The 15,257-nt window shown below is 38.7% G+C and carries 11 protein-coding genes; all 11 read left to right on the top strand.

The window, feature by feature from the left end; translation table 11 throughout:
* Nucleotides 1–289 precede the first annotated feature (289 nt).
* The 11 genes from ACFX4E_RS10705 (at nucleotide 290) to ACFX4E_RS10655 (ending at nucleotide 15,251) form a co-directional block, all read left to right on the top strand.
* Entirely contained in the window at nucleotides 290–1,822 is a 1,533-nt protein-coding gene (locus tag ACFX4E_RS10705; protein ID WP_098248700.1) for a phytoene desaturase family protein, read from the top strand.
* Complete coding sequence (locus ACFX4E_RS10700) at nucleotides 1,819–3,276, top strand: phytoene desaturase family protein (RefSeq protein ID WP_028407434.1); 1,458 nt, start codon at nucleotides 1,819–1,821, stop codon at nucleotides 3,274–3,276. The genes ACFX4E_RS10705 and ACFX4E_RS10700 overlap by 4 nt, the downstream gene beginning before the upstream one ends.
* A 58-nt stretch (nucleotides 3,277–3,334) precedes the next feature.
* Nucleotides 3,335–4,183 (top strand): phytoene/squalene synthase family protein, encoded by an 849-nt coding sequence (locus tag ACFX4E_RS10695; RefSeq protein ID WP_377237319.1) that lies wholly within the window; start codon nucleotides 3,335–3,337, stop codon nucleotides 4,181–4,183.
* Nucleotides 4,184–4,368: 185 nt separating this feature from the next.
* The gene (locus ACFX4E_RS10690) at nucleotides 4,369–4,710 is read left to right on the top strand and encodes a P-II family nitrogen regulator (protein ID WP_025749925.1); all 342 of its coding nucleotides are present in this window, start codon (nucleotides 4,369–4,371) and stop codon (nucleotides 4,708–4,710) included.
* A 37-nt stretch (nucleotides 4,711–4,747) separates the two neighbouring features.
* Complete coding sequence (locus ACFX4E_RS10685) at nucleotides 4,748–6,148, top strand: ammonium transporter (RefSeq protein WP_034275482.1); 1,401 nt, start codon at nucleotides 4,748–4,750, stop codon at nucleotides 6,146–6,148.
* A gap of 148 nt (nucleotides 6,149–6,296) precedes the next feature.
* The gene (locus tag ACFX4E_RS10680; RefSeq protein WP_098433395.1) at nucleotides 6,297–7,811 is read left to right on the top strand and encodes an alpha-amylase family glycosyl hydrolase; all 1,515 of its coding nucleotides are present in this window, start codon (nucleotides 6,297–6,299) and stop codon (nucleotides 7,809–7,811) included.
* 58 nt (nucleotides 7,812–7,869) lie between these two features.
* Entirely contained in the window at nucleotides 7,870–8,904 is a 1,035-nt protein-coding gene (locus ACFX4E_RS10675; protein ID WP_098433396.1) for a LacI family DNA-binding transcriptional regulator, read from the top strand.
* Nucleotides 8,905–9,249: 345 nt separating this feature from the next.
* Nucleotides 9,250–10,797, top strand: coding sequence for an L-glutamate gamma-semialdehyde dehydrogenase (gene pruA, locus ACFX4E_RS10670; protein WP_014461625.1), 1,548 nt, complete (start codon nucleotides 9,250–9,252; stop codon nucleotides 10,795–10,797).
* Between the two features lie 23 nt (nucleotides 10,798–10,820).
* Nucleotides 10,821–12,026, top strand: a complete 1,206-nt coding sequence (locus tag ACFX4E_RS10665; protein WP_028407439.1) for an ornithine--oxo-acid transaminase — start codon at nucleotides 10,821–10,823, stop codon at nucleotides 12,024–12,026.
* Between the two features lie 103 nt (nucleotides 12,027–12,129).
* Nucleotides 12,130–13,809, top strand: coding sequence for a M20/M25/M40 family metallo-hydrolase (locus ACFX4E_RS10660; RefSeq protein WP_060746439.1), 1,680 nt, complete (start codon nucleotides 12,130–12,132; stop codon nucleotides 13,807–13,809).
* Nucleotides 13,810–13,832: 23 nt separating this feature from the next.
* The gene (locus tag ACFX4E_RS10655; protein ID WP_028407441.1) at nucleotides 13,833–15,251 is read left to right on the top strand and encodes an amino acid permease; all 1,419 of its coding nucleotides are present in this window, start codon (nucleotides 13,833–13,835) and stop codon (nucleotides 15,249–15,251) included.
* Nucleotides 15,252–15,257 lie beyond the last annotated feature (6 nt).

Raw genomic sequence — 15,257 nt, 5'->3', positions numbered from 1 at the left:
TTTTTATGAAATAAGTCATCTGTTTCTCTTTTTTGTACGTTTAACTAGAGAAGAAGACCGCAGTCTATTTTTGTATAACTTTACATAGATATAAAATAAAAGCTTGAAAGCACCGAATAAAGGGAAAGTGTACTGAAACCCTGGAAAAATGGTACAAACGTCATATTTTAATGGTTTAGTTATTGGTAATTTTATGATTCGAATAAAGACAAGCAGTTTATCGTTGTGTTTAATAATAAAGCTTTGTATAATGTTTGTATAACTATTGTATAGGATTAGGAGTGTATGTATGCAAAAAAACGTAATCGTGATTGGAGCAGGTCCAGGAGGACTAGCGGCAGCGATGCTGTTAGCAAGTCATGGCTATAAAGTAGATGTATATGAAAAGCAAGGATACGTGGGCGGGCGAAATTCAGCGATTAAAATGTCGGGTTATACGTTTGATATGGGTCCTACATTTTTGAGCATGCCACAGATTTTTGAAGAATTATTTCAAGCTGCTAATCGCAATGCGCATGATTATATGGACTTAAAACGTCTAAATCTCATGTATGAGCTTATTTTCGATGATGCGCAGATTCAGATGACGGATAATCATAAAAAGATGAAAGAAGAAATCGAACGTTTATACCCAGGAAACGGAGAAGGCTATGAACGCTTTATGAAAGACACCGAAGCGAAGATGGCGGCTTTGCTGCCTTTATTGCAGGGCGAGATGGATCGTTTTCATCACTATTTAAAGCCTGAAGCAATTCGAGCACTGCCGCATTTATCCTTAGGTAAAACGCTCTATGATGTACTTGGCAAGTATTTCACTGATGAGAAATTGAAATTAGCTTTTACTTTTCAATCGAAGTACTTGGGAATGTCCCCTTGGGAATGTCCAGGAGCCTTTTCTATTTTATCGTTTATGGAACACGCTTACGGTATCTTCCATCCAATAGGAGGAGTAAACCAACTATCTCAAGCAATGGCAAAAGTAGTGGAAGAACATCAAGGGCACATCCACTTAAACCAAGGTGTCCAAAAACTATGGATTGAAAATAAGAGAGTAAAAGGAATTATTCTAGAAAATGGAGAGCGAATAGGGGCAGACGACGTCATTATCAATGGAGATTTTGCTCATGCCATGACGAATTTAATAGATGAAGGTACCCTTAAAAAATATGCAGTTAAAAAACTTGAAAAGAAAAAATACTCTTGTTCTACTTTCATGATTTATCTAGGCATAGACAAACAGTACAAAGACCTGCCTCATCACACGATTGTGTTCGCTGAAGATTATAAAAAAAATGTAGAAGAAATTACGAAAACGCTAGCTCTTTCAGAAGACCCTTCTATCTACATTCAAAACCCTGTGGTAACGGACCCAACTTTAGCACCGGAAGGAAAGTCTGCTCTTTATATTTTAGCGCCGGTTCCAAATAATTTCAGTGGTGTAAACTGGGATGAAAAACAAAAAGATTTCCGGGATGCAGTATTAAAAATTGTAGAACAGAAAACGGGTTTCAAAGATTTAGAGAGTCATATTGAAGTTGAAAAAATCATTTCACCAAAGCAGTGGGAAGAAGACGTGCTGGTCTATAAAGGAGCGACATTTAACCTTGGACATCAGCTCACTCAAATGATGGTGCTGCGTCCGCATAATAAATTTGAAGAATTAGAAAACTGCTGGCTAGTTGGAGGAGGAACTCATCCAGGAAGCGGTCTACCAACTATTCTGGAATCATCTCGCATTACGACAAAGCTCATCTTAAAAAGAGACGGACAATTACTGAATGAGCCGTTTAAAACCATGAAGGAAATGGAGAGTGCATTATGAGAACAGCAATTGTTGGAGGCGGCATAGGCGGTTTGATTACCGCTTTGTTATTAAGCAAACGAGGATTTTCTGTTGATATTTTCGAAAAAGAAAACAAGCTGGGCGGCCGGCTGGCGTTTGTAGAAAAAGACGGTTATAAAATTGATGAAGGTCCCACGATTGTCTTACTGCCTTTAATGCTTGAACGTATTTTAGATGAAGCAGGCATTTCTGCTTCTCAATATGAACTAATACGCTGTGATCCACTTTATGATATTCATTTTCCAGACGGTACGACCTATACAAAAAAAGCGACTGAAAAAGATCAGTTAGAGGAAATTAGCCGTTTGTTTCCAGGCGAAGAGCAAAACTACCGGCGTTTTATGACTGAATTAAAAAAGCGATTTGAATTAGGAAGTAAGGCATTTTTGGAAAAAACATTTGTAAATAAACGAGATTTTTGGACATGGCAAAACATCAAGGCATTAAAAAAAATGAATGCAAATAAATCAATGAGAAAATTTGTTTCAACGTATTTCCATGATGAACGTCTAGTAGATGCCTATTCCCTGCAATCTCTCTATATTGGGGGAAATCCTTATTCGGCGCCAGCTATTTATTCCCTTGTTCCTTACAGTGAGCATGCTCATGGCATCTATTACGTAAAAGGCGGATACGCAAGTCTTGTGCCACTTCTTGAAAAGGCGCTGATAGAGCAAGGTGTAAACATTCATTTGAATAAGGCGGTTCAAGAGCTTTCTATATCAGGAGACAAAACGGAAGGGGTTATTGTTGACGAAAAACTTTATCCATTTGATCAAGTTGTTTTAAATGGCGACTTTCCTAATATGGCGAAAATTGCTCGAAAAAAAGAAAAGAAGTATGTGCCTTCGTCCAGCTGTCTCCTGCTTTATCTTGGTTTGAAGAGAAAATATGATCATCACAATGTGCATCAATACTTTATGGGCAATGATTTAGCTAAACATATGGAAGCAGTGTTTAAGCATAAAACGATTCCTGAAGATCCCGCTGTTTATACATTTAATCCCTCTGTTATTGATCCATCGTTAGCCCCTGAAGGGAAAAGTGTGCTATATGCACTTATACCGGTTCCATCAGGCGGCCACATTGATTGGAGCAATCAGCAAGATTTTGTTGATGGAATCATTCGAACTTTAGAAGAAAAAGGGTTTGAAGAGCTTCGTAAAGAAATAGAGTGGGTAAAAGTACGCACGCCAAATGATGCTCAAGCATTTGGACTTTACGAAGGAGGAAGCTTTGGTATTGCTCCTGAGCTGTTTCAATCGGGCGTATTCAGACCCCAGTACCAGCCGTACGAATATAAAAATGTCTTTGCGGTCGGAGCATCTATTCATCCAGGCGGAGGCGTGCCAATTGTTATGCAAGGAGCAAAAATGTTAGCTGATCATCTTATTGAACAATCATCTGTTCAAACGGTTGCAAAGCTTTCTTAAGATCTTGTAAGCCATAAGGAAAAGATGGTTTGTCCTTTAATAGAGAAAGGGGTCCTATATGATGAACATTTCGTTAGACAAAGCGTACAATCAGTGTGAAGAAATTATTAAAGAAAACTCAAAAACGTTTTACAAAGCTTTTTCCATGCTGCCGTCAAAACAAAGAAAGGCAGTATGGGCAGTATATGCATTTTGCCGTCAAGTCGATGATATTGTAGATGAAGGATGCAACCCTGAAATAGAGCTGCAGCAATTTGAATCAGAATTTGTCCGATTTAAAAATGGAGAACTATTGAACGAAAGCGCCATGTGGGTAGCTCTGCGCAATGTATTTGAACAATATGAGATGAATGTTCAAGCGTTTGATGATATGATTACCGGCCAGAGAATGGATTTAGTAAAAAAAGAATACGATACGCTTGATGAAGTGAAAACATACTCTTATCATGTAGCGAGTACGGTAGGGTTAATGCTTTTACCGATTTTAGCTCCAACTACTCATAAAGAATTAGAAGAAGAAGCAGTTGCATTAGGCATTGCAATGCAGCTGACCAACATTTTAAGAGACGTTGGGGAAGACTTAGAGCGAGGGCGCATTTATTTACCGAAAGACCTTATGAATTCTTACGGATACACGCGCATGCTATTAGAGAACCGGTGGGTCACTTCTGAATTTATAGAGATGTGGGAGCACCTGGCCAAAGAAGCGGAGGTGTATTATATAAAAGGACTTCAGTCGATTCATAAATATCCGGTCGCTTCTCGTTTGCCTCTTACAGGAGCGGCGCATTTATACCGAGCGATTCTTGATAAAATTCGAAAAGAAAATTATGACGTATTTACAGAAAAGCACTTTGTCACAAGTCAAGTAAAAAAGAAAATTATGACATCTATTTCTACGGGGTAACGCAAAGGAATTACTTTTCCTTTGCGTTACTTTTTTTTGAAAAGATATGAAAGCGTTAACTATTATGTAAATAAGAAAAAAGTCTCATTTTTATCACATATTAACTTGAATATTCAGAAAATTATCTATATGATAATATACATAACATTAAATGTGAATAAAACTAACATGGAAGAGGGGTTACGATGAAAAAAGTAGAAGCCATCATTCGTCCAGAAAAATTTCAAGCACTGCGCGTAAAATTAGAGGAAGTAGGAATAAACGGATTAACGGTCTCAGAAGTAGCAGGATGCGGTCAGCAAAAAGGAGAGCAGGGACTGTTCAGGGGACAAAGTTTTGAAATCAAACTAGTACCTAAAGTGAAGGTAGAAATGATTTTAGAAACAGAACAAGTTGATGAAGTCATTAAGATCATTCAATCAATTTGTTCCACGAATCAAATAGGCGACGGAAAGGTTTTTGTATATCCGGTAGAGGATGCTGTACGAATTAGAACAGGAGAAGCAGGTGTAGAGGCTATTTTATAAAAAGAGAGTGTTATTTTAATAGAGGGGGAGTTAAGCGTTGAAAAAGAAAATTAGTGCGGCTTTGTTTGTTAGTTTGTTGGCGGCAACACGCGTTAATGCGGCTGACCCAACTGTTGAATCAGTCAGCGCATCAATTGACATGATGTGGGTAATGTTTGGGGCAGTACTTGTGTTTTTAATGCACGCAGGGTTTGCGATGGTTGAAACAGGCTTCACTCGTTCGAAAAATTCGCTTAATATCTTAATGAAAAATATGCTAACGGTAGCTGTGTCTTCCGTCTTGTATTTTGTGGTTGGTTTTGCGCTCATGTTTGGAAATTCTAAAGGAGGATTTATCGGTTCGAGCGGTTTCTTTTTAAATGGAGAAAGCGATCAAATGAGCTTTTTTGTCTTTCAAATTGTTTTCGCAGCAACATGCGCTACGATTATTTCAGGAGCGGTAGCAGAACGTATGAAATTATCGAGCTATATGATGCTAACAATTGCTATGGTAGCTGTTATTTATCCAGTTGTAGGTCACTGGGTGTGGGGAGGAGGATGGTTGTCTAAACTAGGCTTCGTAGATTTTGCAGGGTCGACAGTTGTTCATTTGACTGGAGCTCTTGGTGCGGCTGTAGCAGTTACTTTTCTAGGAGCACGTCTTGGAAAGTATGGAAGCGATGGAAAAGTCAATGCTATTCAAGGACATAATATTCCACTTGGCGCATTAGGTGTATTTATCCTCTGGTTTGGCTGGTTTGGATTTAATGGAGGAAGTACATTAGCAGCGGATCCTGCCCTTGTACCAGGAATCATCGCAACTACATTAATGTCTGGGTCATGCGGAGTCCTGTCTTCTGCTTTATATACAAAGTTTCGCTACAAACGTATTGACGCTAGCTTAACATTAAACGGTGCTTTAGCTGGACTTGTAGGAATTACAGCTGGAACAGCAAACGTATCGATTCCAGGTGCAATCGTCATTGGGCTAATTGCAGGAATTATTCTAGTAGAAGCTGTGCATTTTATCGATAGCAAAATGAAGTTAGATGATCCAGTTGGTGCTATTACTGTTCATGGAATTTGCGGTATTTGGGGGACGTTAGCAGTGGGGCTGTTTGATACGGCTAATGGTTTATTTTATGGCGGAGGCGTACAGCTATTAGGTATTCAAGCTCTTGGAATCATAGCTGTGATGGGCTGGACAATTGGAACGGTTGGGTTATTCTTATTTGTTCTCACGCGTTTTTCTTCTATTCGAGTATCAAGCGAAGAAGAAATTGCTGGTTTAGATTTTGCTGAACACGGTTCATCCGCATACGAATTTCGTGAAAGTTTCGTAGCGACAGGAGATGGTAACCTTCATCCAGAATTTGGTGTTGGATTGATTGATCGATTAAATAAAGTTGGTAAAGTATCGGATAAACCTCATATCTCGAACGTAAATGAGACGGTATAGCAGTATATAGATGAAAAAAGTGATTAAAAGTAAAAACTTTTAATCACTTTTTTTGTTTTTATCAACTTATTTAACAATAATGTAAGCGTTAACGTTATAATGGAAACAAAAGTGAGTTTGAAACAGTTCGTCTATAGGAGGGGAATAGATGAAATGGAAAAGGATAAGTATGCTGCTTATACTATTATTGCTTTTTGGAAGCAGTGCCTCAGCGCAAGATCATAAAGATATACGTGATGAGGTAATATACTCATTGATGATCAACCGTTTTTATAACGGAAGTGAACAGAATGATCGAAATGTTAACTATGAACGTTCAGATGCCTATTATGGAGGCGATTTACAGGGAATAGCACAAAAGTTAGACTATATTCAAGAGATGGGATTTACCGCTGTTTTATTAACTCCGTTTATGGAAAATGATGAGACAGGCTATCATGGATATGCGGTGACCAACCATTATAAAATAGACGATCATTTTGGAACGTTAAAAGACTTACAAAATCTTGTGAAGAAAGCACATGAGCGCAATATAAAAATTATGGTCGAATTTCCTTTGACAATCAGTAACAATCATTCCTGGGTAGCAGATAAAGAAAAACAAACATGGATAAGTAATGAATCCGGTACAGATAACGAAGTAATTAAAGCATTGCCTCACCTTAATTTAAAAGAAAGCGCTGTGCAGAAATACCTTATTAAAAATGCTGCTTGGTGGAGCAAACAAGCAGATATTGACGGATATTACGTTAAAGATATCGATCAAGCTCCTTCTGCATTTATTTCATCCTTTTCTAAGACGCTAAAAAGCATGAATCCTTCTTTTCTATTAATAGGAGAAATAAACGGGCAACCATTTAAAAAAAATGAGCAGGCTGATTCGTTAGGAGTAGATTTGCTTGTAGATAGAACGCTAGCCGAAGCCACTGCTGCTACGTTTAGCGGTACTAATCGTCCGCAGAAAATGTTGTATGACAAGTGGAGGAAAGGAAGTAATCAGCCTTTAGCCAATTTTTTAGATGATGTTCATAGCACACGTTTTACAGCACAAGCATTGAAGAGTGAAAATCATCCTGGAGCCCGAACAAAGCAAGGGCTTTCGTATCTTTATACTTCGCCGAGTGTACCAATCGTTTTTTATGGAACGGAAATTGCGCTGAATGGGGGAAAGGGAGCAGAAAATTATGGGATGATGAATTTTTTAGCTAATCCCGATATTATAGATCATTTAAAAAAACTGGCTGAACTTAGAGCAAAGTCGCCTTCTCTTCGAAAAGGAAGCTTTACCCTTGTGTCTGAGCAAAAAGGTGTGGCTGTATACAAGAGAAGGTATAAGGACGAAACGACGTTTGTTGTGATTAATAATACAAAGGAAACGTCGGACATTAATGTCCCGCTCAAAAAAGTTGGAAAAGAAAATGAACTAAGAGGGTTAATAACGGAAGGAATTATACGACCCGTTGACGATGTATACAACATTTCATTGGAGCCTGAGACCACAAATGTATATAAAGTAGTGAAAAAGTCAGGGTTTAATATTGGATATATCGCAGCGGTTGCTGCTGTTTATACGGGATTTGGCATCTTTTTGTACAAAGCATCTTCAAAAAGAAGAAAAGAAAAGAAAATTTCTCAATCACGTAAAAAGGACAGCGCGTCGTAGTTGTCAAATTATAATTGGATAAGTATTAATGAAGAAAACATAATTAAGAGGTGGAATTATGGGTGTAACAATAAAAGATGTGGCAAATTTAGCAAATGTAGCCCCTTCGACGGTATCTCGCGTCATTGCAGACAGCTCAAGAATTAGTGAAAAAACAAAACAGCGCGTGCGATCGGCTATGAAAGAACTTGGTTATCACCCAAATATTATTGCGCGAAGTCTAGCAAATCAAACGACAGAGGCAGTCGGCCTAGTGATGCCGAGCTCAGCAGACAAGGTGTTTCAAAATCCATTCTTTCCCGAAGTGCTAAGAGGAATCAGCACCGGAGCTCACGAAAACAAAAGAGCGATTTATATGTCCACTGGAGAAACGGAAGAAGAGATTTTTGCAGAAGTTGTTCAAATGGTACAGGGAAGACGAGTGGATGGATTAATTTTGCTGTACTCCAAAGTTGATGATCAAGTACTTTCTTATTTGCAAGAACAGAGCGTGCCGTTTGTAGTTATTGGAAAGCCGTTTAAACATAGTGAAAGCATCACGTTTGTTGATAATGATAATTTTAAAGCTGGAAAAGAAGCGACGGAATATTTAATTGAATCTGGACATGAGCGTATTGCGTTTATTGGCGGAAGTCTTGAATTAGTCGTTACCATTGACCGTTTAACAGGCTATGATAAAGCGATTCAAAAAGCAAACATTCCTTACCGGGACGAGTATGTAATTCATGAAGAATTTCTACAGAAGGGAGGAAAAGAAGCTGTTTGCGAACTTTTATCTCTAAAAGAACGTCCAACGGCTCTGGTAGTAGCGGACGATCTAATGGCATTAGGCGTTTTAAATACATTGGATGAACTGGGAATTTCGGTTCCTGAAGACATTTCGATTGTCAGTTTTAATAATGTTTTGATCGCCGAAATGGCTAGACCTGCTCTCACATCTATTGATATTAATATTTTTGAACTTGGTTATCAGGCTGTACGCTGTTTGATTAAGCAGATTGAAACGCCATATGCTGTTGCAGAACAAGTGCGCGTTGCTCACAAAATGATTGAAAGACAATCCTGTAAAACCATTCAAATGACGAAGAGATAACTTTATAAACAAATAGAAAGAGGCTGGGACAAAAGTATTGTAGTTGAAGGAAGATCCGAACGAGTTTGATTCTTGATGGAGAATCAAACTTGTTCGGATTTTTTCGTTTTTAGATTGGATTGATTTAGGTATGTCTCAATATATTTTCTGTGCCAAAGATATTGGCGTTTAAAGTGCAAAAAAAATATACACGTGCCAATTATTTTTTCCTGTATTAAAAAGAAAGAATAATACAAGTGGTGAAAACCTTGATGGCAAATAGGCTGTAAAGTTTTATTAAAAGTTGGCACGCTATTTGCATAACTATAAAGTAAACAAAGATTTGCATACTAGGAGGTATATATCATGGTAGTTTCTTATTCTCATGAACCATTTACAAATTTTAAGGACGAAAACAATAAAAAGGCATTTCAAGAAGCATTAACATATGTAAATACACAGCTTGGCAAAACGTACCCGCTTGTGATCGACGGTGAAAAAGTGGAAACTGAAGAGAAAATTACGTCTGTTAACCCAGCGAATATAAAAGAAGTGATTGGATATGTCTCTACAGTAAATAAAGACTTAGCAGAGCAAGCGATGCAGTCAGCTTTAAAAGCTTTTGAAACGTGGAAAAAATGGAAAGTAGAACATCGAGCAGATATTCTTTTTCGTGCAGCGGCCATCATCCGTCGCAGAAAGCATGAATTTTCTAGTTATCTTGTAAAAGAAGCAGGAAAGCCTTGGAACGAAGCAGATGCTGATACAGCAGAAGCAATTGATTTTTTAGAGTACTATGCACGTCAAGTCCTGACGTTAAAAGATGGTTCTCCAGTACAGAGTCGAGACGGTGAGTATAATCAGTACAATTATATTCCACTTGGCGTAGGTATTATTATTTCACCCTTTAACTTCCCGTTAGCTATCATGGCTGGAACAGCAGTAGCAGCTATCGTAACAGGCAACACGATTTTATTAAAGCCAGCTGATGCCACTCCTGTAGTAGCAGCGAAATTTGTAGAAGTAATGGAAGAAGCAGGTTTACCGAAAGGCGTATTAAACTTTATTCCTGGTGCTACACCTGAAATCGGTGACTATTTAGTTGAACATCCAAAAACACGTTTTGTTTCATTTACCGGCTCGCGAGCAGTAGGTTGCCGCATTTATGAAAGAGCAGCAAAAGTACAGCCGGGCCAAAAATGGCTAAAACGCGTTATTGCTGAAATGGGCGGAAAAGATACGGTGGTTGTAGACAAAGATGCGGATCTGGATTTAGCTGCTTCTTCAATTGTATACTCTGCATTTGGTTTTGCAGGGCAAAAGTGCTCCGCTGGTTCTCGTGCTGTTGTGCATCAAGATGTGTATGATGAAGTGCTTGAAAAAGCAGTTGCGCTAACAAAAACATTAACCGTTGGAAACCCAGAAGAAGTTTCAACTTATATGGGACCTGTTATTCATGAGGCGTCGTATAACAAAGTATTATCGTATATTGAAATTGGAAAAGAAGAAGGACGGCTTGTTGCGGGAGGAGAAGCAGACAATTCAACTGGATACTTTATTCAGCCAACTATTTTTGCGGATGTAGATGAAAAAGCTCGTCTCATGCAAGAAGAAATTTTTGGTCCGGTAGTAGCATTCTCTAAAGCGCGAGATTTTGATCATATGATGGAGATTGCAAACAATACAGAATATGCATTAACAGGCGCTTTATTATCAAACAACCGCGAGCATATTGAGCGCGCCCGTGAAGAGTTCCATGTTGGAAATCTGTATTTTAACAGAGGATGTACAGGAGCGATTGTTGGTTACCAGCCTTTTGGCGGATTTAATATGTCAGGAACGGATTCAAAAGCAGGCGGACCGGATTATCTTGTTCTTCACATGCAAGCAAAAACAACATCTGAAACATTCTAATTAGAAAATAAGGAGGAGTAAATATGACAACTGAAACACAAAAAACGGTGAAAATCATTGAGCAAACAGAAAAATTTGGGGCACACAACTATCATCCGCTGCCGATTGTAATTGAAAAGGCAGAAGGCGTATGGGTACACGATCCAGAAAATAATAAATATATGGATATGCTAAGTGCTTATTCCGCTGTTAACCAAGGACATCGTCATCCAAAAATTATTGAAGCATTAAAACGTCAAGCTGATAAAGTAACGTTAACGTCACGAGCGTTTCATAATGATCAGCTTGGTCCATGGTATGAAAAGATTTGTAAATTAACAAATAAAAATATGGCTCTTCCAATGAATACGGGAGCAGAAGCGGTGGAAACAGCCATTAAAGCTGCACGCCGCTGGGCTTACGATGTGAAAGGCGTTGCTGAAAATCAAGCACAAATCATCGCATGTGTGGGCAACTTCCACGGTCGTACAATGACAGCTGTTTCCTTATCGTCTGAAGCAGAATATCAACGTGGTTTTGGACCGATGCTTCCAGGGCTTCAAACCATTCCTTATGGTGATTTAGAAGCGTTAAAAGCTGCTATTACACCAAATACAGCCGCATTTTTAATTGAGCCAATTCAAGGTGAAGCAGGTATCGTTTTACCTCCAGAAGGCTTCTTAAAAGCTGCAGCTGATTTATGTAAAGAACATAATGTGCTATTTATTGCTGATGAAATCCAAGTTGGCTTAGCGCGTACAGGCAAAATGTTTGCTTGTGATTGGGAAGACGTAGAACCAGATATGCTGATTTTAGGTAAAGCGCTTGGAGGAGGAGTTTTCCCTATTTCTTGCGTAGTCGCTAACGAAGACATTTTAAGTGTCTTTAACCCTGGCTCTCATGGTTCAACATTTGGAGGAAACCCGCTTGCTTGTGCCGTATCATTAGCTGCTTTGGAAGTAATTGAAGATGAAGAACTTCCAGCGCGTTCATTAGAATTAGGTTCTTATTTCAAGCAGAAGCTCCAAAGCTTAAGCAATCCAGTTATTAGAGAAGTGCGCGGCCGAGGTCTATTCATCGGGGTAGAATTACACGAAGAAGCTCGTCCTTATTGTGAAAAATTAAAAGACCAAGGTTTGCTTTGTAAAGAAACGCACAGTACGGTTATTCGTTTTGCTCCGCCGCTAACGATTTCAAAAGAAGAGTTAGACTGGGCAATTGAACGAATTGAAAAAGTATTTGCTGAGTAATCGGTTTAAAATAAATAAAAATAGTACGATATGTATATATCGTACTATTTTTATTCATATGCAGCTAAATAACGTTTTTATTTGATAGGCAGGAGGAATAGAAGTGTATATCCAACTCTCGCAGCTAAGCATGGAAGAGCAAGTTGAATGTTTAACAAAAGCGTTAGTGAAAATCAAAAGTATCAATGGGACAAGCGGCGAAGTAAAGATTGCTGATTTCATTAAAAACACGCTTCAAAGTTTTCCTTATTTCAAAGAAAATCCCCTTCACGTTTGGGAACAGAAAATTAATGGCGATACGCTAGGTAGAAAAAATGTATTTGCTTTTATTCAAGGCAGCAAAAAAAATGCTCAAACAATGATTTATCACGCTCATTTAGATACGGTTGGCATTGAAGATTTTGGTCCATTAAAAGACATAGCATTAGATCCAGAAGAACTTCAGCGCTATTTCTCTATGCATAACATTAATGAAGATGTACAGCGAGATGCTCGCTCAGGTGAATGGATGTTTGGAAGAGGAGCCGTTGATATGCAAAGTGGAATTGCTGTACATTTAGCCAATGTGCTGCATTTTACTAAGCATCCAAATAAATTAGAAGGAAACGTCCTTTTTATGGTCAACCCAGATGAGGAAAGTCAGCATGCTGGAATTATTTCTGCTGTTTCTGAACTGAACCGTTTGAAAAAAGAAAAAAATCTTTCATATGTAGCAGCGATTAATACCGACTTTATTACACCTCTTTACGATGGAGATTCCACGCGCTATATTTATACAGGAGCCGCTGGGAAACTGCTTCCATGTTTTTATATTTACGGAAGGGAGGTACACGTAGGAGATACGCTTGCTGGTATAGACCCTAATTTGATTGCATCTGAGATTACAGGAAGCATCCATAACAATATTAATCTAGCTGAAAATATTGAAGGAGAGCTGGTACTGCCACCTTCCTGTCTGTATCAACGAGATAATAAAGAGGCTTATAATGTGCAAACTGCTGTAAGTAGTCATTTGTATTTTAACTATTTCATCTATGAACGAACGGCAAAAGAAGTGATGAGTCAATTAATTGGATTATCAATCGAAGCATGTGAAAAAGTGGAGAAAAAACTTTCTGATTATTACGAACTTTTTGTTCGGAGAACGAATTTACCAAAGCGAAACTTGTCTTGGAAAGTAGATGTTGTGAGTTTGGAAGATTATTTGGAAGAATTGGATCAAAAAGGGGTAAATGCTCAGGCTTGTATTGAACGAGCTTTCGAACAGTATGCGCATTTAGAACTTAGAACAAGGTGCTTTAAAGTAATTGAAGAACTTCAAAGGTTAGATCCGCATCAAAGTCCGCGCGTAATTGTCTTTTTTGCACCGCCTTACTTGCCTCATAATCACTTGAAGAAAGAAGAAAGCAGAGATCAGCAGCTTCTTTATCCCTTGCAAGCGGCTGTGGAGAAGGTTGGAAAACAGACGGGAGAGACGTTTCAGTTTAAAAAATTTTTCCCCTACCTAGCGGATGGCAGCTTTTTATCTCTTCATGAGACAGATGAGGAAATCGATGCTTTTACACGTAACTTTCCGGGATGGGGGATTGCAGGGGCGATTCCTTTCCGTGAAATTCGAGAATTAAATATTCCGTCCATCAATATGGGGGTATATGGGAAAGACGGACATAAGTGGACAGAGCGAGTGTACAAGCCTTATTCGTTCGGCGTCCTTCCTAAGTTGATTCAAGAAACAACTGTTCAGATGTTAAAAAGTAGGTATGCTTGTACAAACCACATATAAGAAAATGAAGAACGGAGGTACCGATGAATAGACATACAGAACAAAACCAATTACAGAGAACAATGAAAAGCAGACATTTATTTATGATTGCGTTAGGAGGCGTGATTGGAACAGGCCTATTTTTAGGTTCGGGTTTTACTATTAGCCAGGCAGGGCCGGGAGGAGCCATTCTTGCATATATAATAGGCGGCTTCCTCATGTATTTAGTTATGCTTTGTTTAGGAGAGCTAGCGGTAGCAATGCCGGTTTCAGGTTCCTTTCAAGAATACGCTACAAGGTTTTTAGGGCCTTCTACAGGCTTTATGATTGGATGGCTGTACTGGTTCAGCTGGGCAAATACGACAGGACTTGAATTTACGTCAGCAGGAATTTTAATGCAGAGGTGGTTTCCTGATGTACCTATATGGTCATGGTGCTTGATTTTTGGCGTCATTACATTTTTAATTAACGCTCTTTCTGCTCGAAGCTATGCTGAAACTGAGTTTTGGTTTTCGAGTATTAAAGTTACGGCTATTATTCTATTTATTTTAATTGGAGGAGCTGCTGTTTTTGGTTTTATCGATTTCAAGGGAGGAGAATCCGCACCGTTTCTTTCACATTTCACCCAAGGCGCAGGTCTTTTTCCAAATGGAATACTGGCAGTTTTATTGACTTTAGTAACGGTTAACTTTTCGTTTCAAGGAACGGAGCTTGTCGGCATTGCAGCAGGAGAAAGTGAAAGTCCTGAGAAAACGTTACCGAGATCTATTCGAAACGTCATTTGGAGAACGCTGTTTTTCTTTGTGTTAGCTATGTTTGTTTTAGTCTCTATTCTGCCATACAAAACAGCAGGCGTCATTGAAAGTCCGTTTGTTGCCGTATTAGATCAAATTGGCATTCCATACGCAGCGGATATCATGAACTTTGTCATTTTAACAGCCGTTCTATCAGTGGCGAACTCCGGCGTTTATGCTGCTTCTCGTATGCTTTGGTCACTGTCAAACAGCAATATGGGGCCAAAACCTTTGAAGAAATTATCTTCAAAAGGTGTTCCAATTAACGCATTAATTGTGACAATGATTATTTCAGGGTGCTCGTTGATTACAAGCGTCGTGGCTGCTGAAACCGTATATCTTTGGTTTATTTCGATTTCAGGAATGGTGACCATTATTGTTTGGATGTCCATTTGTGCCTCTCAATTTATGTTCCGCCGTCGTTTTTTAGCGGAAGGAGGAGACATAAAGGAATTGAAATTTAAAACGCCGCTTTATCCGTTCGTTCCTATTCTAGGTTTTTGTTTGTATGGACTTGTATTAATCAGTTTAATTTTTATTCCGGATCAACGAATTGGTCTTTACTGCGGTGTCCCTTTAATCATTGTACTCTACGTGTATTATCACGTAGGAATCAAGAAAAATATTGATCAAAAACAATCGGATTCACCGGTTTATAAAGCAAAATAAAAAAGA

It is taken from the genome of Priestia sp. YIM B13491, assembly GCF_042787605.1.
In the GTDB taxonomy this organism is placed as follows: Bacteria; Bacillota; Bacilli; order Bacillales; family Bacillaceae_H; genus Priestia; species Priestia megaterium_E.
The sequence above is the reverse complement of the archived record's forward strand: the minus strand, read 5'-3'. Positions and strand labels throughout refer to the sequence as shown.